This is a genomic window from Streptomyces sp. NPDC002076 (assembly GCF_053593835.1).
The window spans coordinates 231956-255348 of the sequence record NZ_JBSFDI010000014.1; the positions used below are offsets into that span (position 1 = coordinate 231956).

A 23393-nucleotide genomic window follows, 5' to 3' on the forward strand; every position below is an offset into this window, starting at 1 on the left:
CGTCTTAGTCGTCTGCGTCCTGAGCACCGGGCGCGTCGGGCGCGTCCGGGTCGAACGACGGAACCCCTTCCTGGGTCTCGGCCTCGATCGCCTCCGCCTCCGGGAGGAAGGGCGCGAGCTCCGGAAGCTCGTCCAGGCCACGCAGGCCCATCCGCTCCAGGAAGTAGTTCGTCGTCCTGTACAGGATCGCACCTGTTTCGGGTTCCGTGCCCGCCTCCTCGACCAGACCCCGTTGCAGGAGGGTGCGCATCACACCGTCGCAGTTGACTCCGCGTACGGCGGAGACACGGCTGCGGCTGACCGGCTGGCGGTAGGCGACGACCGCGAGGGTCTCCAGCGCGGCCTGGGTGAGCCGGGCGGTCTGGCCGTCCAGGACCAGCCGCTCGACCGCGGGCGCGTAGTCGGCGCGGGTGTAGAAGCGCCAGCCGCCCGCGACGAACCGCAGCTCGAAGCCGCGGCCCTGCACGGTGTACTCGTCGGCCAGCTCACGCAACGCGTCCGCGACCTGGCGCCGCGGCCGCTCCAGCAGCTTGGCGAGGTGCTCCTCGGTCGCGGGCTCGTCCACGACCATGAGCATCGCCTCCAGGGCGGGTTTGAGGTCGAGATCGGCGACGCCGCGCAGCCCCTGGGGGACCTCTGTGGTCTCGCTCATACCTTCTTGTCCTCCTTGGGCTGCTCCGGCGGCCGGTCGAACTCGTCGGTGACCATCGGTGCGGTGTCGGTGTCCCCGCCGGTCCAGCGCACGAGCAGCTCGCCGAGCGCGGTCTCCTGTTCCAGGGCGACGGCCTTCTCGCGGTACAGCTCCAGCAGGGCGAGGAACCGGGCCACGACGGTGAGGGTGTCGTCGGTGTCCTCGACCAGCGCCCGGAAGCTGGCCTCGCCCAGCTCCTTCAGCCGCGCGACCACGATTCCGGCCTGCTCCTGCACGCTGACCAGCGGGGCGTGGATGTGGTCGACGTACACCTGTGGCTTGGGCCTGGGCTGCATCGCCTTGACCGCGAGCCTGGCGAAGCCCTCGGGGCCGATGCTGATGACGACCTCGGGCAGCAGCTCGGCGTGGTGCGGTTCCAGGCCGACGGTACGGGGCCAGCGCCGGGCTTCCTCATCGAGCCGCCGGTTGAAGATGTCCGCGATCTGTTTGTACGCGCGGTACTGCAGCAGCCGCGCGAACAGCAGGTCCCGCGCCTCCAGCAGCGCCAGGTCGGCCTCGTCCTCGACCTCGGCGGCGGGCAGCAGCCGGGCCGCCTTCAGATCGAGCAGCGTGGCGGCGACGACAAGGAACTCGGTCGTCTGATCCAGGTCCCAGTCGGGCCCCATGGCCCGGATGTGCGCCATGAACTCGTCGGTGACCTTGGAGAGGGCGACCTCGGTGACGTCCAGCTTGTGCTTGGAGATCAACTGAAGGAGCAGATCGAAGGGCCCCTCGAAGTTGGCGAGCCGCACCTTGAAAACACCGTCGACGGAGCCCTGGGACTCCACGGCCTCTCCGGGTTCAGCGGCTACGGGAGCTTTGGCCTCGGCGGCCACGAGCACTTCCGGCTCACCGGGCGCGAGAGCTGCCGGCCCGGCGACTGCCAAAGCCTCCGGCCCGGCGGCCACCTGCACTTCCGGCCCGGCGGGCGCGGACCCATCGGAGCCGGCAGCTACCGGCACTTCCGGGTCGCCGGCTGCGGGCACTTCCGGCCCGGCGAATGCGAAAGCCTCCGACTCGGCGGTCACCAGCACTTCCGGCCCGGCGGGCGCGGACCCATCGGAGCCGGCAGCTACCGGCACTTCCGGGTCGCCGGCTGCGGGCACTTCCGGCCCGGCGAATGCGAAAGCCTCCGACTCTGCGGTCACCAGCACTTCCGGCCCGGCGGGCACGGACCCATCGGAGCCAGCACCTACCGGCACTTCCGGGTCGCCGGCTGCGGGCACTTCCGGCCCGGCGAATGCGAAAGCTTCGGGCCCGGCGACTGCCAAAGCCTCCGGCCCGGCGGCCACCAGCACTTCCGGCCCAGCGACTGCGGGAGCTGCCGACTCGGCGGCCACCTGCACTTCCGGCACGGCGGGCGCGGACCCATCGGAGCCGGCAGCTACCGGCACTTCCGGCACGGCGGCTGCGGGAGGTTCGGGCTCGGTGACTGCGGGGGCTTGCGGCTCGGCGGGTGGCGGTTCCTCGGGTGGGGTGGCTACGGGTGCCTCTTCCGGCAGGCCGTCGGGCTCACCCGCCTGCGCCGGAACCTCGGCCTCAGCCATCGGCTCGCTCTCCGGCGCAACCGGCGGAGCCACTCGCGGGGCCCCCGGACCCCGCCCCAGCGCACGCCGGCGGCCGGCGCCGGTGCCGGGGAGGGGAACGTCGTTCGAGGTCATAGCCCCCGCAGGCTACCCCTACCGCCCCCGCAGCCGGCGTACGAGGATGCTCGCGTCCCCGCGGGACTCCAGGTCGGCCAGGACCACGGCCACCGCCTCGCGGACGATGCGCCCGCGGTCGACGGCGAGCCCGTGCTCGCCGCGGAGCACCAGACGGGCGTGTTCGAGGTCCATCAGCTCCTCGGCCGACACATACACCGTGATCTTCTCGTCGTGCCGCTCGCGCCCACTGGGCCGCCGCGCCGCCGCCCGCCCCCGCTTCCGCGGCGCCGCGGCGGAGGGCTCACCAGAACCGTCCTGCGCCGCCTGCCGCCGCGCCGGGCGGGTGCGGGACTCGCCGGCCGCGTCCTGCTCGGCCTCCGCCGCGGCATGCTCCGCGCCCTCGCCGTCACCGCTCTGGACCGGCACCGACGGCGGTGCGTCCTCGGCGGCGGCCGCGCCGTCGCTCTCCCCCGCGGGAGCCGGCACCCGGGCCTCACCGTTGGCCGAGCGGCGGGGAGTCGACGGCTGCAGTGCCGTCCCCCCTGTCGTACGGAAGAGTTCGTCGGCCCCGGGCAGACTCACTCGGCGTGACACCGGGCGAGCACCTCCCTGGCGAGCTGGCGATAGGCGGCGGCACCGACGGAGTTGGAGGCGTACGTGGTGATCGGCTCACCGGCGACCGTGGTCTCCGGGAAGCGCACCGTGCGGCCGATGACCGTGTGGTACACGTGGTCGTCGAACGCCTCGACCACACGGGCCAGGACCTCACGGCTGTGGACCGTGCGCGAGTCGTACATCGTGGCGAGGATGCCGTCCAGTTCCAGCTCGGGGTTGAGCCGCTCCTGGACCTTCTCGATGGTCTCGGTCAGCAGGGCCACGCCGCGCAGGGCGAAGAACTCGCACTCCAGCGGCACGATCACCTTGTGAGCGGCCGTCAGGGCGTTCACGGTGAGCAGGCCGAGCGAGGGCTGACAGTCGATCACGATGTAGTCGTAGTCGGGCATCAGCGGCTTCAGGGCGCGCTGCAGCGTCGACTCACGGGCCACCTCGGAGACCAGCTGGACCTCGGCGGCCGACAGGTCGATGTTGGACGGCAGCAGGTCCATGTTGGGGACCGCGGTCTTCAGCAGGACCTCGTCCGCCGACATGCCCCGCTCCATGAGCAGGTTGTAGACCGTCAGGTCGAGTTCCATCGGGTTGACGCCGAGACCCACCGACAGCGCGCCCTGCGGGTCGAAGTCCACGAGCAGCACGCGCCGGCCGTACTCCGCGAGCGCGGCACCCAGGTTGATGGTCGACGTGGTCTTGCCGACGCCGCCCTTCTGGTTGCACATCGCGATGATCTTCGCGGGGCCGTGGTCGGTCAGCGGTCCGGGGATCGGGAAGTACGGCAGCGGGCGTCCGGTCGGGCCGATGCGCTCACGGCGCTGGCGGGCCGCGTCGGGCGCGAGCGTGGCCGCGTACTCCGGATCGGGCTCGTACTCGGCGTCGGGGTCGTAGAAGTGCCCCTCGGGCAGTTCGTCGTAGTCGGCGAATTGGTTGTGGGGCGCGCCACTTCCGTCGCCGGCCATGGCGTTCACGTGATGGCCATCCATGCTCTGGTGTGCTGTCCGGGCGGTCTGCGGACCCGGACTCTGGTGGGCTGCGAAGGTGCGCACAGCTACGGAGCCGACAGCCTCGAATCCCGCGGGGCCCTGGCCCCGTGCAGGCATTCCTGGTTGACCACCCCCGGGAGAAAATGTCGACTCATTCACAAGTCGTCTTACCTCCTTGGTGACCAGGAAACTTCTAGACAAGGTCAGCGTGGCACCATGCCGACGGTTGGCGACTCTATGGCGTGTCGGCGGTCCGCAGCAACACAATCCGCCGGACCCGGCAGGATGTGTCGGCAATGAAACATCTCGCTGTCAAGGGCGTACGGCCGTCGCACAGCAGGTTTCACCGGTGTACGAATCGGTCCAAGGGTTGCGTTCGAGGCGAGTTGACCAAGAGTCGCCAAGTGACCATACACACATCCGGCCGGACCTTGTCGGGCAAGGTCCGGCCGGTTGCGCGCTGTTGACGAGTCGTGTTGACGAATCGCCTTTTACCTCAGCCGAGCAGGGTCTCCAGCTCCACGTGCTCCAGGCCGTGGGCCTCGGCGACCTCCTTGTAAACGACCTTGCCGTCATGGGTGTTGAGACCCTTGGCGAGCGCGGCGTCACGGCGCAGCGCCTCGACCCAGCCGTTGTTGGCGAGGGAGACGATGTAGGGCAGCGTCGCGTTGGTGAGGGCGTTGGTGGAGGTGTTGGGCACCGCGCCGGGCATGTTGGCGACGCAGTAGAAGACCGAGTTGTGCACCTGGAAGGTCGGCTCGGCGTGCGTCGTCGGGCGGGAGTCCTCGAAGCAGCCGCCCTGGTCGATCGCGATGTCGACAAGGACACTTCCGGGCTTCATGCGGGCCACCAGCTCGTTGGTGACCAGCTTCGGGGCCTTGGCGCCCGGGATGAGGACCGCGCCGATGACGAGGTCTGCGTCGAGGACGGCCTTCTCCAGCTCGAACGAGTTGGACATGATCGCCTTGACCTTCGTGCCGAAGATCTTGTCGGCCTCGCGCAGCTTGTTGATGTCACGGTCGAGCAGGGTCACCTCGAAGCCCATGCCGACGGCGACCTGGGTGGCGTTCCAGCCGGAGACACCGCCGCCGATGACGACGGCCTTGGCCGGGGTCACACCGGGGACGCCACCGGGCAGCACGCCACGGCCGCCGGCCGCGCGCATCAGGTGGTAGGCGCCGACCTGCGGGGCCAGCCGGCCCGCGACCTCGGACATCGGGGCCAGCAGCGGCAGGGCGCGGTTGGGCAGCTCGACGGTCTCGTAGGCGATGGCCGTGGTGCCGGACTCGATCAGCGCGTCCGTGCACTCCTTGGAGGCGGCCAGGTGCAGGTAGGTGAAGAGGATCTGGTCCTTGCGGAGACGGTGGTACTCCTCCGCGATGGGCTCCTTCACCTTCAGCAGCAGGTCGGCGGTGGCCCACACCTCGTCGGCGGTGTCCAGGATCGCGGCACCGGCGGAGACATACTCCTCGTCCGTGATGGAGGAGCCGAGGCCGGCGCCCCGCTCGATGACGACCTGGTGGCCGTTGCGCACCAGCTCATGCACACCGGCGGGGGTGATGGCCACCCGGAACTCGTTGTTCTTGACCTCGCGGGGGATGCCGACCTTCACGTCGATCACGGTCCTTGGCTCAGAGGGTATGGGGGTGCTTTACAGACGTACCCAGACATGCAAGGGCATACCGGGAGACACCGCAGGAGAACGTGCGGCAGAGCCAGTTTAATGAAGGTGTTCCGACTGTCTAGCCTTTCATTGCATCAATCTTCGCTGGATGCACTGCGGATTTCGCAGGCATTGGCGTCCTGTTTGGGGCTTGCCTCGTCCTCCGATCCCTCCTCGTCCAGCATGCGCCCGGCCGTCGCGCGGTGCAGACGGGCGGCAGCCGGGTCCCCCAGGTGCTCCAGCGTGTCGGCCAGCCGGAGGTGCAGCGCGGCCTGCAACCGGAGGTCGTCGGCGCGGCGCGCCCACTCCAGCGCCTCGTGGCAGGTGTGCAGGGACTCCTCGAACCGTCCCGCGTACTCCTGCACCCGGGCCAGCTCGCTCAACGCCCGTGCGTGGGCGGTGACATCGCCGCTCCTGCGGTAGCCCGCGACGGCGGCCCGCCAGTTCCGCAGGGCCTCGCCGTAGCGGCCCGCGTAGGTGTGGGCGGTGGCGATCCGGCCGTACAGCCGGGCGGCCTGCTCGGGCTCGCCGCGCGCCAGTCGCTCGGCGAGGGCCCGGCCGAACCAGTCCGTGGCCCGGTCGTAGTCCCCGAGTTCCTGGTAGGCACCACCTACGGATTCCATTGCGCGACCGGCGGCGTACGGGTCATTTGCTCTGCGTCCGGCGTCCAGAGCCGACCGATAGCGTGCCAACGCGTCCCGGGTACGGCCGGTCTGCGCGTCCACGTCGCCCAGGTTCAGCAGGGCCGCGGCCTGCTCCCGGGCCAGCCCGCGGCGCTCGGCGACATCGAGGACCAGGCTGTGCAGCTCGTACAGGTCGGCCGCCGCGGCCTGCGTGCCGACATGCGCCACCATGGCCCTGACCAGCTGGGACATCAGCCGTCGGGCGAGGGTGTCCAGCTCGCCGTCGGCCACCGCCAGCCGTGCGCACGCGAGCAGCGCGGGGCGCCGGACGCGCAGCCAGTCGGCGGCGGCCCTGGGGTTGGGGAAGCGCACCTCGCGAGGCATGGCGCTCAGCTTCTCCCGGGCCTGCGGGCTGTCCGTCTCGGTGATCGCCCGGCACGACTGCAGCAGCCGAACGGTCCGCTCCAGCATTCGGGCCCGGGCCAGCTGCAGCTCCGCGGGCCGTTCCTGGCTCTCGGCGCGGGCGCGCAGCAGCGGCTGCAGGCAGCCGGGGACGTCGTACTGGGGCAGCGGGGAGTCCACCGCGCGCAGCAGCCCGAGGGCGACGAACTCGTCCAGGGAAACGCGGGCGGCGCTCACCGAGCAGCCGGCGAGGGCCGAGGCGGTGTGCGGGTCGATCAAACCGGCCGGGGCGAGGGAGAGCAGGCGCAGTATCCGGGCGGCCGGGCCGGGCAGGTCACCGAGGACGTGCCGGAAGACACGGGCGAGCGGGGTGCCGTCCGGGCCGTCTTCGGCGGCCGTGTGCAGCCGTTTGGCGAGGTCGGAGACGGCGGCCTTGGGGTGGGCGGCGAGCCAGCCGCCGGCCAGTACCAGGGCGGTCGGATGGCCATGGCAGGCCTCGACCAGGCTCTCGGCGGCGTGTGGGTCGACCGTGATGCGGACGGTGCCGGTGTAGCGGCTGAGGAGTTCCACCGCCGACTTGGTGTCCAGGCCGCCCAGGGTGCAGGGGCGGACGTCCGCGATCCCGGTGAGCGGGCCCGAGGAGACGGCCACCACCAGGGAGTCCGGGGCCTGCGGGAGCAGCGCGTCGACCTGCTCGGCGCCGGCCGCGTCGTCCAGGAGCAGCAGGGCGCGCCGGTCGGCGAGGGCGGTGCGCAGCGCCTCGGTGAGGTCGTCCTCGGCGGCGCCGGCCGGGGCCGGCAGCTCCAGCGCGGCGAGCAGCTCGCGGGCGGCGCGCCCGACGGGGACGGGGGTGCCGCCGGGCTCGCTCAGCCGGGCCCGCAGCACCCCGTCCGGGTAACGGTCCCCGAGCTGCCGGACGAGTTCCTCGGCCAGGGCGGTCCGGCCGGATCCGGGGCGGCCCGCGATCAGCAGCACACGCGCGCGTGGCGCCTTGCGGCCGGAGAGGGTGTCCAGTCCCGCGCGCTCGATGTCGGCGCGCAGCTCCTTCAACTCCCTTGTGCGGCCCAGGAAAAGGTCTTGTGTGCCCTCGTGCGCCGACAGTCGCACGCCGTCCGTGTCCACCGCCTGATCCGTCACGGGCCACACTCCCGTCCCACCGCACGCGCAAGCCCGCCGGATCTTCCGCTACGGGCGTGCAAGAGCCTAGTTCACGCCCTGCGAGGTGCCGTGACGAGCGCGACGGACGGATCCCCTGATCGGATCAGCCGATCGTCACACCAGCACGCCGATCGACCACGGTTCCGAACGCCGGGCGCGGATCAGGAACAGGGCCACGGGTGCGGCCCAGGGTCGGGCGACGGGGGCGGCCTTTGACCGGGCGACGGGTGCGGCCCTGGACCGGGCGACTGGCGCTGCACAGGACCAGACCATGGGCGCGCGGCACAGGACCGGGCGACGACTGCGGCTGAGGGCCGACCACAGGCACGGCCCGGGACCGGATCACAGGCACGGCACAGGACCAGCCCACGGGGGACGGCCCAGGACCGGACCAATAGGTGCGGGCCCAGAACCGGGCCACGGCTGCAGCCCAGAACCGGACCACAGACGCGGACCGGGACCAGGCGACGGGCACGGCACAGGACCGGACCACGGGCGCCGACCCAGAACCGGGCGACGGCTGCGGCTCAGGACCGGACCACAGGTACGGCACAGGACCAGGCCACGGGCACAGACCATGACCGGATCCCCGGCACGGCACAGGACCCGACCGCAGAGTCCTCGGCCCGGGACCGAATCACAGGCGCCGGCCCGGAACCGGGGCCACGGCTGCAGCCCAGGACCGGACCACAAGTGCGGACCAGACAAGGCCACAGTCGCGGCACAGGACCGGACCAACAGGCGCCGCCCGGAACCGGGCCACGGCTGCAGCCCAGAACCGGACCACAAGCGCGGACCAGTACCAGGCGACCGGCGCGGCACGACCCCAGCTGCGGCCAGGGCCAGGGCGCGGCTGCTGATCAGGACTGGAAGGGGCGGGCCGGCCAGGGGGCGCCGGCCGGGCGGAGTGCGTCGAGGCCGTCGCCGCCGCGCGCGGCGACCAGGGAGAGGACGCCGACGACCAGGCAGTTGTTGTGCACATCACCGGCCAGGACCCGGCGCACCAGTTCCTCGACCGGCACGCGTGCGTGCTCCATGTCGGTCTCCTCGTGCTCCGCCTCGAACCGCTCGCCCTCCGCCTCGGACAGATCGCGGGCGAGGAAGATCCGTACGGCCTCGTCGCAGCCGCCGGGTGTGGTGTAGACGTCGGTCAGCACCCGCCAGTCCTCGGCCTTGACGTGCGCCTCCTCGTACAGCTCGCGCTGGGCGGCGTGCAGCGGGTTCTCGCCGGGCACGTCGAGCAGACCGGCCGGGATCTCCCACAGCTTGTGCCGCACCGGGTGGCGGTACTGGTTGATCAGCAGCACCCGGTCCTCCTCGTCCAGGGCGAGCACGGCGACCGAGCCGGGGTGAACCTGGTAGTCGCGGCGGGCCACCGAACCGTCGGGCATGACCACATCATCCGTGCGGACCGAGGTCTTGTTGCCCACGAAGGGGGTCTCCGTCGCCCGGATCTCCCACTCCTCGGGGGTGTCCTTGATCGTCATGCCCTGTCCTTCCCCAAAACGCCAAGCGGCCGGGGCGCGATCGTTTTGAATGCGCGCGCCCCGGCCACCGTACAACCGTTGTGTTACTTCGAGATCTTCCGCTCGACCGCGGCCTTCACCAGGCCCGCGAACAGCGGGTGCGGACGCGTCGGCCGGGAGCGCAGCTCGGGGTGCGCCTGCGTGGCCACCAGGTAAGGGTGCACGTCGCGCGGGTACTCCACGTACTCCACGAGCTTGCCGTCCGGCGACGTGCCGGAGAAGAGGATGCCGGCCTTCTTCTCCAGCTCCGCGCGGTAGGCGTTGTTGACCTCGTACCGGTGGCGGTGCCGCTCCTCGACGTACTCCTTGCCGTCGTACACCTCGCGCACGATCGAGCCCTCGGCGAGCTTCGCCGGGTACATGCCGAGGCGCATCGTTCCGCCCATGTCGCCCTCGCCGGCGACGATGTCCAGCTGCTCGGCCATGGTGGAGATGACCGGGTGGCCGGTGGCCGGGTCGAACTCGGTGGAGTTGGCGTCCGGGATGTCGGCCAGGTTGCGCGCGGCCTCGATCACGATGCACTGCAGGCCCAGGCACAGGCCGAGCAGTGGGATCCTGTTCTCGCGGGCGTACTTGATCGCGCCGACCTTGCCGAGCACACCGCGGTCGCCGAAGCCGCCCGGGATGCAGATGCCGTCCACGTCGGACAGCTGGGCCTTGGCGCCGGCCGGGGTCTTGCAGTCGTCGGAGGTGACCCACTTGATCTTCACACGGGCGCGGTTGGCGAAGCCGCCGGCGCGCAGCGCCTCGGTGACCGACAGATAGGCATCGGGCAGGTCGATGTACTTGCCGACCAGCGCGAGGGTGATCTCGTGGTCGGGATTGTGGACACGGTCCAGCAGGTCGTCCCAGGTGGTCCAGTCGACGTCACGGAACGGCAGGTCCAGCTTGCGCACGACGTAGGCGTCGAGGCCCTCGGAGTGCACGACCTTCGGGATGTCGTAGATCGAGCGGGCGTCGGGGCAGGCGACCACGGCGGCCTCGTCGACGTCGCACATCAGCGAGATCTTGCGCTTGATCGCGGTCGGCACCTCGCGGTCGCAGCGCAGCACGATCGCGTCGGGCTGGATACCGATGTTGCGCAGGGCGGCGACGGAGTGCTGGGTGGGCTTGGTCTTCAGCTCGCCGGAGGGCCCGATGTAGGGCAGGAGAGAGATATGAACCACGAAGACGTTGTCCCGGCCGACCTCGTGGCGGACCTGGCGGACGGTCTCCAGGAAGGGCAGCGACTCGATGTCACCGACGGTGCCGCCCACCTCGGTGATGACGACGTCCACCTCGTCGGTGGCCATGCGCCGGATGCGGTGCTTGATCTCGTTGGTGATGTGCGGGATGACCTGCACCGTGTCGCCCAGGTACTCGCCGCGCCGCTCCTTGGCGATCACCGTCGAGTACACCTGTCCTGTAGTGACATTGGCGGTGCCGTCCAGGTCACGGTCGAGGAAGCGCTCGTAGTGTCCGATGTCCAGGTCGGTCTCGGCCCCATCGTTGGTGACGAACACCTCACCGTGCTGGAAGGGGTTCATCGTGCCCGGGTCGACGTTCAGGTACGGGTCGAGCTTCTGCATCACGACGCGCAGGCCGCGGGCCTTGAGCAGCATGCCCAGGCTGGAGGCGGTCAGGCCCTTGCCGAGCGAGGAGGCGACGCCCCCGGTGACGAAGATGTGCTTGGTCGTCGTGGATTTGGGCGGCATGGCCAAGAGGGGGCTCCCGTGGTCGCTGTCTGTGATGCGGAGCGGCTTCCCGGCCGGAGATCTCCGGAGGTGCCGTCGCTGCGGTTCGGGGGACTCCTGCTTTTTCCTTTGGGGCCCACCGGTCCACGGGCTACCAGGGTATCAGCGCCTGACGCGGATGGCTTCCGGCCACGCTCCGCGCTTGTCCGGGTACGGGACGGCCCGTCACAGGAGTCAGCACAGGCACGCACATGTCACATGGTTATCACCCGCTGCTCACCCGTTCGGCCCACACAGGTTGCCCGGAGCGGCGCGCAGATCATCTACGTGCGTCGTATCCTGCTCGGACACTCTCTGCCGAGCCCGGCCGGAACGACGGCACACCCCCGCCTGCACCACCCGGAACAACGTGAGCGCGGCAGTTCGTTGAGCAAAGACTGTCGTGTTGCCCTAGGGATCGGCGGGCTGCTTTGCTTCACCGCTCAACGACGCATAACAACGACCCTTGACCGCACTAGCGACAGCCCCCGTGTGCGGGGGTGACGTGGCCGTTCGACTGGAGTTGCACGTGGCCGGGCGCATCGAAGACTACGCACTCATCGGAGACATGCAGACCGCAGCCCTGGTCTGCCGGGATGGCACGGTGGACTGGCTGTGCCTGCCCCGCTTCGACTCGCATGCCATCTTCGCCGGTCTGCTGGGCACCGAGGAGCACGGCTTCTGGCGGCTCGGCCCGGCCCACGCCGCCGACTGCCCGCCGCCCGCGGCCGCCCGGCGGAGCTACCGGGGCGACTCGCTGGTCCTGGAGTCGGAGTGGGACACCCCGCGCGGCACGGTCCGCGTGACCGATTTCATGCCCCCGCGTGAGGGCGCGCCGCAGCTGATCCGGATCGTGGAGGGCGTCACCGGCCGGGTGCCGATGCGCTCGGCGCTGCGGATGCGGTTCTCCTACGGCCGGGTCATCCCCTGGGTGCACAAGCACGAGGGCCGTACGGTGGCGGTCGCCGGGCCGGACTCGGTGTGGTTCGACACGGAGGCCGAGACCTATGGAAAGTCGCTGACGACGTACGCCGACTTCACGGTCGCCCCGGGTGACCGGATCGCGTTCACCATCTCGTGGCAGCCCTCGCACAAGGAGCCGCCGCCGCTGCCGGAGCCGGAGGCCTCGCTGGAGGCGACGGAGGAGTTCTGGCGCGAGTGGGTCGAGCACTGCACGTACCACGGGCCGTACCGCGAGGCGGTGATCCGCTCCCTGATCACCCTGAAGGCCCTGACGTACGCCCCCACGGGCGGCATCGTCGCGGCCCCGACGACCTCGCTCCCCGAGGACATCGGCGGGGTCCGCAACTGGGACTACCGCTACACCTGGCTCCGCGACGCCGCGATCACCCTGTCCTCCCTGCTGCGCACCGGCTACCGCGAGGAGGCCCGTGCCTGGCGCGAGTGGCTGCTGCGCGCGGTCGCCGGCGACCCGGACAACCTGCAGATCATGTACGGCATCGCCGGCGAGCGCGAGCTGGGCGAGGCCGAGCTGGACTGGCTGCCCGGCTATGAGAACTCGGCCCCGGTCCGGGTGGGCAACGGCGCCGCGCACCAGCTCCAGCTGGACGTGTACGGCGAGGTCACCGAGGCCCTGCACCTGGCGCACATGACGGGCCTGGCCCGCAACGACTACGCCGCCCTGCTCCAGCTGAAGCTGATCCGCTATCTGGAAGACCACTGGCAGGAGCCGGACGAGGGCATCTGGGAGGTGCGCGGCCCGCGCCGGCACTTCGTGCACTCCAAGGTGATGGCCTGGGTCGCGGTGGACCGCACCATCAAGCTGATCGAGTCCGGGGACGCGGACGGCCCGCTGGAGCGCTGGAAGGAACTGCGCGACGACATCCACCGGGACGTGTGCGAGAAGGGCTACGACAAGGAGCGCAACACCTTCACCCAGTCCTACGGCTCCCAGGAGCTGGACGCCTCGCTGCTGCTGATCCCGCAGATGGGCTTCCTGCCACCGGACGACAAGCGGGTGATCGGCACGATCGAGGCGATCCAACGCGAGCTGTCGACCCCGGACGGGTTCATCCTGCGGTACCCGACGGAGGGCGCCCACGCGGGCGTCGACGGCCTGCCGGGCGACGAGGGCGCCTTCCTGGCCTGCTCGTTCTGGATGGCGGACGACCTGGCGATGATCGGCCGCGTCGACGAGGCCCGCAAGCTGTTCGAGCGGCTCCTCGCCCTGCGCAACGACCTCGGTCTGCTGGCCGAGGAGTGGGACCCGCGGCTGCAACGCCAGGTGGGCAACTTCCCGCAGGCGTTCAGCCATGTGCCGTTGATCGACACGGCGCTGCGGCTGACGGCGTCCGGCGCGTACGGCGGCTGAGCGACGCCTAGGCTGAACAGCAGCACCCTGTCCGGAAGGGGGCTGCCATGGCTTCCTGTTCCAAGGCGCACGCCGCCCTCGCCGCGCTGCGTGAGGATCTGGCCGGTGACGTCGTCGCTCCAGGGGACGCGGGCTACGACGACGCCCGTACGGTCTTCAACGCGATGATCGACCGGCGCCCAGCGGTGATCGCCCAGTGCGCGAACGTGACCGATGTCGTCCGAGCCGTGCGCTTCGCGCGCGACCTGGATCTGCACATCGCCGTCCGCGGCGGCGGTCAGGGACTGGCGGGAGCCCGGGCCGACGGCGCGCTCGTCGTGGATCTGCGCCGGATGCACGAGGTGACCGTCGACCCGGCGGCCGAGGCGGTCCGGGTCGAGGGCGGGGCCACGACCAGCGACCTGGACCGGGCGACCCAGCCCTGCGGCCTCGCGGCCCCCGGCGCCCGGGCTCCGGACACCGGTGTCGGAGGCTTCGTGCTCGGCGGCGGCACCGGCTGGCTGGACCGCGCCTTCGGCCTCGCCGTCGACAACCTCATCGGCGTGGAGCTGGTGACCGCCGACGCCGAGCGGGTGCACGCCAACGCCGATGAGAACCCCGAGCTGTTCTGGGGGCTGCACGGCGCGGGCGGCAACTTCGGCATCGCCACCGCGCTCACCCTGGAGCTGCACGAGATGCCGGAGTTCTCGGTGGCGCTGCTGCTGTGCCGGGCGGAGTTCGGCCCGGACGTGGTCCGCACCTTCCGCGAGATCATCCGCACCGGTCCGGACGAGGTGGGCGGCGCCGTGCTGTACCTGACCGGTCCGCCGGCGGAGTTCGGGCTGCTGTGCGCCGCCCTGCTGACGTACGTGGGCGGCGAGACCGGCCTGCGCAAGCTCGCCGAGCCGCTGCTGGCGCTGCCGCACGAGACGGAGGTGCTCGGCGCCCTGCCGTACGCGGATGTGCAGTGCCTGCTGGAGCCCCCCTGCGGCCTCCGGAACCACTGCTCGGCCGAGTGCCTGACGGACCTCCCCGACGAGCTGGTGGGCCTCATCCACGCCCGCGCGGACGGCATGCCCGGGTCGAACGGCAGCCGGCACCTGCTCGTCCCGTTGGGCGGTGCGATCGCCGCCGGTCCCCGCGCGTACCCGGTGCCGTACCGGGACGCGTCCTGGCTGGTGCACCCCTTCGCCTGCTGGGCGGACCCGGCCGACGACGAGCGGGCGACGGACTGGGTGCGGGAGGCGTGCGCCGAGATACGGCCCTGGAGCTCCGGTGCCGTCTGCCTCGACCTCGTCGGCGACGAGGGCCCCGAGCGCGTCCGGGCGGGCCTGGGCGCCGGGAATCTGCTGCGGCTGGAGAAGATCAAGCGGCGCTGGGATCCCGACAACGTCTTCCGCTTCAACCACAACATCAAACCCATCTGACAGGGAGCTGTCCCGAGGGCGTTCACGCAGGTAGCGTCCGCTGCATGGACAGCCGTACCGACAACCGATTCGACACCCAGGGCGCCGGGATCACCGTTCAGCGGGCGCTGGAACTGCCGGGGCTGCGCAGCGGGCTGCCGGAGATCCTGGCGGGTGCCGACCGGCTGGGTCGCACGGTGCGCTGGGTGCACGCGGGCGAGGTACCGAACATCGCCTCGCTGCTCAAGGGCGGCGAGCTGCTGCTCACCACCGGCTACGGCCTCGGCACCCGCCCGGCCGAGCAGCGGGCGTTCGTGCGCACGCTGGCCGAGCGCGGGATCGCCGCCCTGGTGGTGGAGCTGGGTCCGCGCTTCAGCCGGCTGCCCGCGGCCCTGGTGGACACCGCCCGCGCCGCCGGGCTGCCGCTGGTCCAGCTGCACCGCGAGGTGCCGTTCGTGACGGTGACCGAGGAGATCCACACCGAGATCGTCAACGGCCACTACGCCCTCCTCCAGCGGGCCGAGGAGGTGCACCGGCGCTGCACGGAGGCGCTGCTGGGCGGCGGCGGGGTGCCGCAGGTGCTGGGCATCCTGGCGGACTTCAGCGGCAACCCGGTGTTCCTGGAGACGGCCGACGGCCGGCTGCTGTACGCGGCCGGGGAGGGGCCCGAGGGCGCGGACCCGCTGCAGGTGTGGGAGGGGCTGCGCGGCCCGCACAAGGACGCGCCGCCGCCCGCCGGTTCCGTGCTGGTGGACGTGCCCGGCGGCGGCCCCGGTACGGCGGGCTCGGTGCGCGCCCGCCTGGTCCTGCTGCCGGTCCGCGCACCGCTCGCCCCGGTGCACCGGATCGCCGCCGAGCGGGCCGCGGGCATCCTGGCCGTGGTACTGATGCAGGCCCGGCAGGAGGAGGAGCTGGCGGCACGGGGGCGCGGCGACTTCCTCACCGATCTCGCCGAGGGCCGGATCACCGCGGAGGACGCCCCGGCGCAGGCCCGGGTCCTCGGCTTCAAGCCCGGCGACAGCCCGCTGCTGCCGGTGGTGATGCGGCTCGGGGACAGCCTCTCCCCCGGCGGTGGCTGGGCGGTGCTGGCGCGGGCGGTCTCCGAGGAGCTGGCCGCGGTGGGCGTGCCGGTGCTGCTGGGCGTACGGCCGGTGGAGGGCCGGGTGCTGGTGCTGCTGGGGCTGCGCTCGGAGTCGGAGCGCTCGGCGGTCGCCGACCGGGTGGCGGCGGCGCTCAGGGCGGGCGTGGAGCGGGCCGGGATGCGCCGGCCGGGCTCGCCGCCGCCGGTCGTGGTGGTCGGCGTGGCGGGCGGCTGGGCGGCCGCGTCGGCGGGGCTCAGGCATGCGGCGGAGACGGCGGCGGCGGCGCAGGGCCTCACGGACCGCCCCTGGTACGACGCCCGCCGCCTCGACATCGACCTGCTGCTGTGGCGGCTGCGCGACCATCCGGACCTCGCCGCGTTCGTGGACCGGGCGATCGGCCCGCTGCGCGACCACGACAACCGGTCCAGGCCCCCGCTGCTGCCGACCCTGCAGACCTATCTGGCGCACGCCGGGCGCAAGGCGGAGACGGCGCGCGAGCTGCACCTCAACCGGCAGACCCTGTACAACCGGCTCGCCCGCATCGGGGAGTTGCTGGGCACCGACCTCGACGACCCGCAGACGGTCCTGGCGTTGAGCCTGGCCCTGCGAGCCCGCCGGCACGTCTCCTGAGAGTGCACGGCCGAGGATGGTCCCTGCCACGATGAGTTCCGGCCGGTCCGCGAGTCTGTTCCGGTGACCGCCTTCGGGCATCGTACGGCGCTGCCCGGCACGAGACACCCCGGTGGCAACGGGCGGGTCAACGGGTCCCTCGGCCTGCTCGACATGACGCCCCACCTGGGGCCCGACCAGCCGCCCCGTGCCGCGGTGGACCCGGCCCGGCGCGCCCCCCGACAAGACCCTCGGCCGGCGCAACCACCACCACTGACACGCCTTCAGAGCAGGGGTGCCAGTTCCTGTTCGGCCCAGACGATCTTGCCGTCGGTCGTGTGGCGGGTGCCTCGCCGGTGGGACAGTTGCGCGACCAGGAACAGTCCTCGACCGCCCTCGTCGGTGGTCCGGGCGTGGCGCAGGCGCGGGACGGTGTCGTTGGCGTCGAAAACCTCGCAGACCAGCACCTGATGGCGGCTATCTCATTGATACCATTTTGATGCAGGCCTCAGCCGGAACAAGATCGCTGGGTATCTCGCAGACCCACGGTCGCGCCGCCCCTAAGCGAGCGGCCGGGGCTGCGTCAACTCGTCGTAGACGCTGAGCACTTGGGCGACCGTCTCGTCCTCGGTCGGCCAGCCGGCGGCCTGCCGCACCCCGCGCTCCCGCAGCTCCTCCCGGCGCTCCGGGTCCGCGAGAAGGCGTACGACGGTGGACGCGAGCGCGTCCGGGTCGCCGTAGGGGACCAGCTCGGCCGCGTCGCCGACGAGGTCGGGGATGCCGCCGACCCGGGTCGCGACGAGCGGCACGCGCGCGTGGAGGGCCTCCTGGGCGAGGACGGATCTCGACTCCCAACTGCTCGTCAGCAGCGCCAGATCGGCGGCGGCCAGCAGCTCGGGCACGTCCTGGCGGGTCCCGATGAGCCGCACCGGCAGCCCCTCGTCCTCGATCCGCCGCTGCAGCGCCGCCCGCAGCGGCCCCTCCCCGGCGATGACGACCAGCGGCGCGGGGTCCAGGTCCCGCCAGGCGCGGGCCGCGTCGAGCAGGACGTCGTAGCCGCGGTGCCGGTCGAGGGTGCCGACCGCGATGAGCAACGGGCGTCCGATGGCGCCGAGTTCGGCCCGGACCTTGGGGCGCAGCCGGTCGGGGTCGTCCAGCGCGACGGGCCGCCGCTGCCCCGGCAGGCCGACGGCGGCGAGCCGGGCGTCCCGCGCCCCCGTGTGCCGGGCCCGGTCCACCAGGTCGGAGCTGGTGCCGAGGACCACGGCCGCCGTGCGCACCACCCGCCGCTCCAGCAGCCGCAGCAGATGCGCCCGCGGCCCCTCCGCCTGGGCCCGGTTGTGCCAGGTGACCACCAGTGGGGTGCGCCGGCCGCTGAGCGCGAGGACGGCCCGGAAGGAGGCGTGCAGGCCGTGCGCGTGCACCAGGTCGGCGTTGGCGCAGGCGGTCCGCAGCGCGGCCACCGAGACGGGATCGCTGCTGCGCGGCACGTGCACGTGTTCGGCACCGGCGCCGGTGAAGTCGTAGGCGCGGTCGGCCTCGACGGGGGCACACACCGTGACCCGTACGCCCCTCGCGACGAGCCCCTCGGCCAGCGAGCGCACATGCGCGCTGCTGCCGGCATTGCCTCCGCCCAGCACCTGCACGGTGCGCAGCGGCGACTGGCCGCGCGGTGCGTTGCTGCTCAGGGGGCTCACGTGGCCGGGGCTCCTGGTTCGGCGTGGGCGGTCACGAGGAAACGTACAGAAGGTAGCGGGCTCAGGGGGGCGGAAGGACATACCCCGCGCGCCTCCCGCGCGGACCGTGTGCCCTCAAGCATGCCAGGGGGAACGGCGGTTACGGGAAACCCAGGGGGCGCACTCGGCGGCGGGCCGGGGCAATGCGCCGGAGCATGTCACCCACACGAGTGAGGAACACCGCCGCACGACCGAACGCCGTGCGACCGCGACCGACAAGGTCACAGGCTCACCGCGGCCGCGCCCACGCACTCACCCGGTCCCCGTGCACGGCGGCGGCGACGACCGCGACGGCGTGCGCGAGCAGTCCCGCGCGCCGGTTGCCCGCCACCGCGGCCGCCCCCAGCGCGGCGCCGAGCGCGTGCGCCCCCGTGTCCCCGATCATCACGTGCTCGCCGAGGTCGTCGGGCAGGACGGCAGCGGCGCCGCCCATCGCGACGGCCGACAGTTCGGCCCCCGGCCCCTTCCGCAGCAGCCCCGGCGCCCCGAGCGCGAGCACGGCACCGGCGGCCCGCCCCGGCCGTACGTCGACGAGGTTCACCACGTGCGCGGTACCGGCGATCACGACCCCGGCGAGCACCTTGTCCAGCACCCGCTCCTTCAGCGCCGCCCCCGCGACCAGCCCGGCAGCCGAGATCCCGAACAACTTCACGGCCCCGCTGGTGACCTCACCGTCCCGCAACGCCCGCAGATGCGCCCGGAATCCCCGACGGTCGTCCCCGGCGACATCGTCGTACGCCCCGCAGACCCCGGCGGCGAGCACGGCGAGCCCGGCCTCGGGACGCACCCGCGCGGCGGCGACGGCCGCGCCGAGCACCGCGGCGGGCCCGGCGTACAGCTCGACGGTGCGCCCGGCGTGGTTCTTCCGCTGCCAAAGCTCCGGCCCGCCGGGCGCGGCCTTGCGCAGCACGGCCAGGCCGGCCCGGGTGAGCGCGGCGGACAGCAGGAGGGAGCGGGACGTGCGGTTGGCGATCATCCCGCCACCCTAGAACCCGAACCCGGCTACAGGTCCGCCCTGGCCGTCGCCAGCAGTTCCTCTGCGTGGGCGCGGGCCGTCTCGGAGTCCTCCTGACCGGCCAGCATCCGGGAGAGCTCGCGGACGCGCTCCTCGCCCTCCAGGACCTTGACGCCGGAGCGGGTGACCGAGCCGTCGTTGGTCTTCTCGACCAGCAGCTGCCGGTCGGCGAAGGCGGCCACCTGGGGCAGGTGGGTGACCACCACGACCTGCGCGGTCTTGGCGAGCTTGGCCAGCCGGCGCCCGATCTCCACCGCGGCCTTGCCGCCGACACCCGCGTCGACCTCGTCGAAGAGGTACGTCGGCACGGGGTCGGTGCCCGCGAAGACGACCTCCACGGCGAGCATCACGCGGGACAGCTCACCGCCGGACGCACCCTTGGCGATGGGGCGCGGCGGCGCGCCCGGGTGCGGGGCGAGCAGCAGCTCGACCTCGTCCACGCCCGACGGCCCGTACCCGACCGTGCGCCCGCCGACCTCGACACCGTCCGGGTCCTCGGTCTGCCGGATGTCGAAGGACACGCGCGCGTGCGGCATCGCCAGCGACGCCAGCTCGGCCGTCACGGCGGCGGCGAACCGCTCGGCGGCCTCCGTCCGCGCGTCCGTCAACGCCTGTGCCAGGCCACCCAGTTCGACCCGGAGCGCGTCCCGTTCGGCGGTCAGCTCCTCGATCCGCTCGTCGTCGCCGTCCAGCTCGGTCAGGCGTGCGGCACTCTGCTCGGCCCAGGTCAGGACGGCGTTCACGTCGTCGCCGTACTTGCGGGTCAGCGCGGTCAGCGCGGCCCGCCGCTCCTCCACAGCCGCCAGCCGGAGCGGATCGGCGTCCAGGTCGTCGGCGTACCCCGCCAGCTCACCGGCCACGTCACCGAGCAGGATGCCGATCTCTCCGATCCGGTCGGCGAGGGAGGCCAGCGCCGGGTCGTGGGACCTGACGGCCTCCAGCGCGCGATGGGCGCCCGCGACGAGGGTGGAGGCGTCGATCCCCTCGGGATCCTCGGGATTGCCCGCGAGAGCGGCGTGCGCGGCCGTCGCGGCGGACGACAGCGCCTCCGCGTGCCCCAGCCGCTCGGCCTCCTCGGCGAGCTCGACGTCCTCTCCGGCGCGCGGCTCGACGGCGGCGATCTCCTCCAGCCCGTACCGCAGCATGTCGGCTTCCTGCGCCCGCTCACGCGCGCGCGTGGTGATCTCCTCCAGCTCGGCGGAGACGGCCCGCAGCCGCCGGTAGGCCTCGGTGTACTTGGCGAGCGGTACGGCGACCGCGTCCCCGGCGTACCGGTCGAGTGCCTGCCGCTGCCGGGACAGCTTCAGCAGCCCCTGCTGGTCGGTCTGCCCGTGCACGGCCACCAGGTCGTCGGCCAGCTCGGCGAGCAGCCCGACCGGCACCGAACGCCCGCCCAGATGGGCCCGGGAGCGCCCCTCGGCGGAAACGGTACGGCTGATCAGCAGGGACCCGTCGTCCAGCTCGGCCCCGGCCTCCTCGGCGCGTACGACGGCGGAGGCGTCCGCGGAAACGGTGACCCGCCCCTCCACGACCGCCTTCTCGGCCCCGATCCGCACGAGCGCCGGGTCCGCCCGCCCACCGAGCAGCAGCCCCAGGCTGGTGACCACCATGGTCTTGCCCGCACCCGTCTCACCGGTGACGGCGGTGAACCCCGGCGACAGCTCGACGACGGCATCGTCGATGACCCCGAGCGACCGTATCCGCATCTCCTCCAACACGGAACAGACCATACGAGGTCTGGGGCGGGGAGTGCACACAGGCCGCCTTTCTCACTCCGCCGAGTGGTGCGGCGCGCCCCGCCATCCGGTCGTCGGCAACGCAAACTTCGCAACCAGCCGATCCGTGAACGAAGAGTGATGCAGCCGAGCGAGCCGTACCGGCACCGCCCCCCGCCGCACCTCCACCCGTGCCCCCGGCGGCAACTCGACGGTCCGCCGCCCGTCGCACCACAGCACCCCCGGAGGGATGTGCGGCAGGACCTCCACCGCGAGCACCGAATCCGGCGATGTCACCAGCGGCTTGGCGAACAGCGCGTGCGCACTGATCGGCACCATGAGCAGCGCCTCCACCTCGGGCCACACCACAGGCCCGCCGGCGGAGAAGGCATAAGCGGTGGACCCGGTCGGGGTGGACAGCACAACTCCGTCGCACCCGAACCCCGTCACCGGCCGTCCGTCGATCTCCAGCACGACTTCCAGCAGCTTCTCCGCGCCGGCCTTCTGCACGGCCGCCTCGTTCAGCGCCCAGTCGGTGTGCACGATGTCTCCGTTGCGGTGCACGACGACGTCGACGGTCATCCGCTCCTCGACCTCGTAGGACCGTGCCACCACCCGGTCGACCACCCGATCGAGGTCGTCGCGTTCGGCCTCCGCGAGGAACCCCACCCGTCCGAGGTTGACGCCGAGCATCGGCACCCCGGACGCCCGGGCGAACTCGGCCCCGCGCAGCAGCGTGCCGTCACCGCCGAGCACGATCAGCAGCTCGCACCCGTCGAGGCACTGCGGAGTCGCCTCCTTGACCAGCTGCACCTCGTCCGGGAGCGGCAGGTCGCACGCCTCCTCCTCCAGCACCCGCACCCCGATGCCATGCCGCAGCAGGCCCTTGACGACGAGTTCCGCACTGCGGATCGCCGCGGGCCGCCCGGTGTGGGCGAGCAGGAAAACAGTACGCGCCAGGTTCTGTGTCAACGCGGCCCCTCCGCCACTGCACGGTCTACGTCGGCCGGGTCCACCTCGGGTGCCCCCGACCGCAGCCAGAGAAAGTACTCGACGTTCCCCGAGGGGCCGGGCAGCGGACTGGCGGTGACTCCCTGCACCCCGAGCCCCAGCTCCCAAGCCTTCTCGGCCACTCCCCGCACGGCCTCCGCCCGCAGTTGCGGACTCCGTACGACACCCCCGCTGCCGAGCCGCTCCTTGCCCACCTCGAACTGCGGCTTGACCATCATCACCAGGTCGGCGTCCGGCTTCACGCACCGCTTCAGGGCCGGCAGCACCAGTCCGAGCGGGATGAAGGACAGATCACCCACGACAAGATCCACAGGTTCCCCATCGATCGCCTCGAGCGTCAACTCGCGTACGTTCGTACGGTCCTTGACGGTGACGCGTTCATCGTTCTGGAGAGACCAGGCGAGCTGTCCGTATCCGACGTCCACGGCGACCACGTGCGCGGCGCCCGCGCGCAGCAGGACGTCGGTGAAGCCGCCGGTGGACGCGCCGGCGTCCAGCGCGCGCCGGCCCTCGACCACGAGCCCCTGCGGTACGAAGGCCTCCAGCGCGCCCGCGAGCTTGTGCCCACCGCGGGAGACGTAGTCGGGGTCGCTGTCGTCGGACTGGACGACGATCGCGGCGGCCGTCTCCACCTGGGTGGCCGGCTTGGTCGCCACGGCCTTGCCGACGGTGACCCGCCCGGCGGCGATCAGCTGGCTGGCGTGCTCACGCGAGCGCGCGAGCTTCCGGCGGACCAGCTCCGCGTCCAGACGGCGGCGTGCGACTCCTGCCACGTTCGGTTCAGCTCCTGCTCTGGTGGTACGGCGGTGAAGGCGCCTTCGGGTACGACGGTGAGGGCGCCGGAGGTCCCGGCCGGGCGTCGAGCGCGGTGAGCGCATCGCGCAACCCCCGATGTACATCCTCGTACACCTCTACGTGCCCGTCGGTGGCGAGGTGGTCGGCGTCACCCAGCCGCTCCAGTTGGGCGTCGACCTCGGCGTTGCCGGTGGGGGTGCGCGGGACGTTCAGGGGGGCCGGCGCGGCAGGGTCGTACGCCTCCGGTGCCTCCACCGCCACCTGCACCGAATCCCGCTGGATCTCCGTCTCCGGAACCGAGTCGCTCATGCCCCGACGCTACCCCGAACCGCTGGGGTACCGTCGGGGGCGATGGCCACGATCGAGGAGTGCCGCGCCGCACTGGGAAAGCTTTCGGACAATATGCAGGGCGCCGAGGGCGATGTCCGGGCGGCCGCCGCCCTGGACCGCTCGGTGAGCTGTCACATCACCGACCTGGACGTCACCTTCGCCGGCCGGATGACCGGCGGGCGGATCGAGGTGGACGAGACGCACTCCGGCCCGCCGCGGGAGAAGGCCCAGATCAGGCTCGCCATGGCCGGGGACGACCTGGTGGCCCTGGTGGACGGCGAGCTGAACTTCGCGACCGCCTGGGGCAAGGGCCGGGTGCGGCTGGAGGCGAGCCTGCTGGATCTGTTCCGGCTCAGGAAGCTGCTGTGAC

The 23393-nt window shown here is 72.2% G+C and carries 18 protein-coding genes and 2 pseudogenes; 5 read left to right on the forward strand and 15 right to left on the reverse strand.

The genetic code is table 11. The features are described 5' to 3' along the window. Positions 1-4 precede the first annotated feature (4 nt). The 8 genes from scpB to ACWCQS_RS28540 all read right to left on the reverse strand — a co-directional run bounded on the left by scpB (position 5) and on the right by ACWCQS_RS28540 (position 10995). On the reverse strand, positions 5-652 hold the full coding sequence (gene scpB, locus ACWCQS_RS28505; protein WP_451007102.1) for an SMC-Scp complex subunit ScpB: 648 nt from the start codon (positions 650-652) through the stop codon (positions 5-7). Next, a complete protein-coding gene (locus tag ACWCQS_RS28510) occupies positions 649-1677 on the reverse strand; it encodes a segregation and condensation protein A (RefSeq protein ID WP_451007119.1) in 1029 nt (342 codons plus the stop codon). The genes scpB and ACWCQS_RS28510 overlap by 4 nt, the downstream gene beginning before the upstream one ends. Before the next feature lie 693 nt (positions 1678-2370). Next, complete coding sequence (locus ACWCQS_RS28515; RefSeq protein WP_451007103.1) at positions 2371-2928, reverse strand: hypothetical protein; 558 nt, start codon at positions 2926-2928, stop codon at positions 2371-2373. Beyond that, the gene (locus ACWCQS_RS28520; protein WP_450982288.1) at positions 2913-4046 is read right to left on the reverse strand and encodes a ParA family protein; all 1134 of its coding nucleotides are present in this window, start codon (positions 4044-4046) and stop codon (positions 2913-2915) included. Before ACWCQS_RS28520 ends, ACWCQS_RS28515 begins: the two co-directional genes overlap by 16 nt. Positions 4047-4425: 379 nt before the next feature. After that, complete coding sequence (gene ald, locus ACWCQS_RS28525; RefSeq protein WP_451007120.1) at positions 4426-5541, reverse strand: alanine dehydrogenase; 1116 nt, start codon at positions 5539-5541, stop codon at positions 4426-4428. Positions 5542-5687: 146 nt separating this feature from the next. Continuing rightward, the gene (locus ACWCQS_RS28530; protein ID WP_451007104.1) at positions 5688-7754 is read right to left on the reverse strand and encodes a tetratricopeptide repeat protein; all 2067 of its coding nucleotides are present in this window, start codon (positions 7752-7754) and stop codon (positions 5688-5690) included. 881 nt (positions 7755-8635) lie between these two features. Continuing rightward, positions 8636-9262: an NUDIX domain-containing protein gene (locus ACWCQS_RS28535; RefSeq protein WP_451007105.1), complete on the reverse strand. Its 627-nt coding sequence runs from the start codon at positions 9260-9262 to the stop codon at positions 8636-8638. An 83-nt stretch (positions 9263-9345) separates the two neighbouring features. Next, positions 9346-10995 (reverse strand): CTP synthase, encoded by a 1650-nt coding sequence (locus tag ACWCQS_RS28540; RefSeq protein ID WP_450982285.1) that lies wholly within the window; start codon positions 10993-10995, stop codon positions 9346-9348. Positions 10996-11542: 547 nt separating this feature from the next. Between ACWCQS_RS28540 and ACWCQS_RS28545 the strand changes: the two genes are divergently transcribed. The 4 genes and pseudogenes from ACWCQS_RS28545 to ACWCQS_RS28560 form a co-directional block, all read left to right on the forward strand. Beyond that, complete coding sequence (locus ACWCQS_RS28545; protein WP_388636863.1) at positions 11543-13345, forward strand: glycoside hydrolase family 15 protein; 1803 nt, start codon at positions 11543-11545, stop codon at positions 13343-13345. A 47-nt stretch (positions 13346-13392) separates the two neighbouring features. Continuing rightward, the gene (locus ACWCQS_RS28550; RefSeq protein WP_451007106.1) at positions 13393-14751 is read left to right on the forward strand and encodes an FAD-binding oxidoreductase; all 1359 of its coding nucleotides are present in this window, start codon (positions 13393-13395) and stop codon (positions 14749-14751) included. Positions 14752-14795: 44 nt separating this feature from the next. Continuing rightward, positions 14796-16442, forward strand: coding sequence for a PucR family transcriptional regulator (locus ACWCQS_RS28555; RefSeq protein WP_388636813.1), 1647 nt, complete (start codon positions 14796-14798; stop codon positions 16440-16442). A gap of 75 nt (positions 16443-16517) precedes the next feature. Beyond that, positions 16518-16698, forward strand: a pseudogene (locus ACWCQS_RS28560) (hypothetical protein); the annotation flags it as partial. 7 nt (positions 16699-16705) lie between these two features. On the opposite strand, the pseudogene ACWCQS_RS28565 reads toward ACWCQS_RS28560, so the two are convergent. From ACWCQS_RS28565 to ACWCQS_RS28595, 7 genes and pseudogenes are all read right to left on the reverse strand, one after another. After that, positions 16706-16885 (reverse strand): annotated as a pseudogene (locus ACWCQS_RS28565) (ATP-binding protein); the annotation flags it as partial. A gap of 96 nt (positions 16886-16981) precedes the next feature. Continuing rightward, positions 16982-18118, reverse strand: coding sequence for a glycosyltransferase family 4 protein (locus ACWCQS_RS28570; protein ID WP_451007107.1), 1137 nt, complete (start codon positions 18116-18118; stop codon positions 16982-16984). A gap of 268 nt (positions 18119-18386) precedes the next feature. Then, a complete protein-coding gene (locus tag ACWCQS_RS28575) occupies positions 18387-19133 on the reverse strand; it encodes a hypothetical protein (protein WP_451007108.1) in 747 nt (248 codons plus the stop codon). A 26-nt stretch (positions 19134-19159) separates the two neighbouring features. Continuing rightward, the gene (gene recN, locus ACWCQS_RS28580) at positions 19160-20902 is read right to left on the reverse strand and encodes a DNA repair protein RecN (protein ID WP_451007109.1); all 1743 of its coding nucleotides are present in this window, start codon (positions 20900-20902) and stop codon (positions 19160-19162) included. Between the two features lie 39 nt (positions 20903-20941). Next, entirely contained in the window at positions 20942-21859 is a 918-nt protein-coding gene (locus ACWCQS_RS28585) for an NAD kinase (protein WP_351622663.1), read from the reverse strand. After that, positions 21856-22671, reverse strand: a complete 816-nt coding sequence (locus ACWCQS_RS28590) for a TlyA family RNA methyltransferase (RefSeq protein WP_451007110.1) — start codon at positions 22669-22671, stop codon at positions 21856-21858. Before ACWCQS_RS28590 ends, ACWCQS_RS28585 begins: the two co-directional genes overlap by 4 nt. A 7-nt stretch (positions 22672-22678) precedes the next feature. Further along, entirely contained in the window at positions 22679-23002 is a 324-nt protein-coding gene (locus tag ACWCQS_RS28595; RefSeq protein WP_451007111.1) for a hypothetical protein, read from the reverse strand. 42 nt (positions 23003-23044) lie between these two features. On the opposite strand from ACWCQS_RS28595, the gene ACWCQS_RS28600 reads away from it, so the two are divergent. Next, the gene (locus tag ACWCQS_RS28600) at positions 23045-23392 is read left to right on the forward strand and encodes a sterol-binding protein (protein ID WP_451007112.1); all 348 of its coding nucleotides are present in this window, start codon (positions 23045-23047) and stop codon (positions 23390-23392) included. The last annotated feature ends 1 nt before the right edge of the window (position 23393 follow it).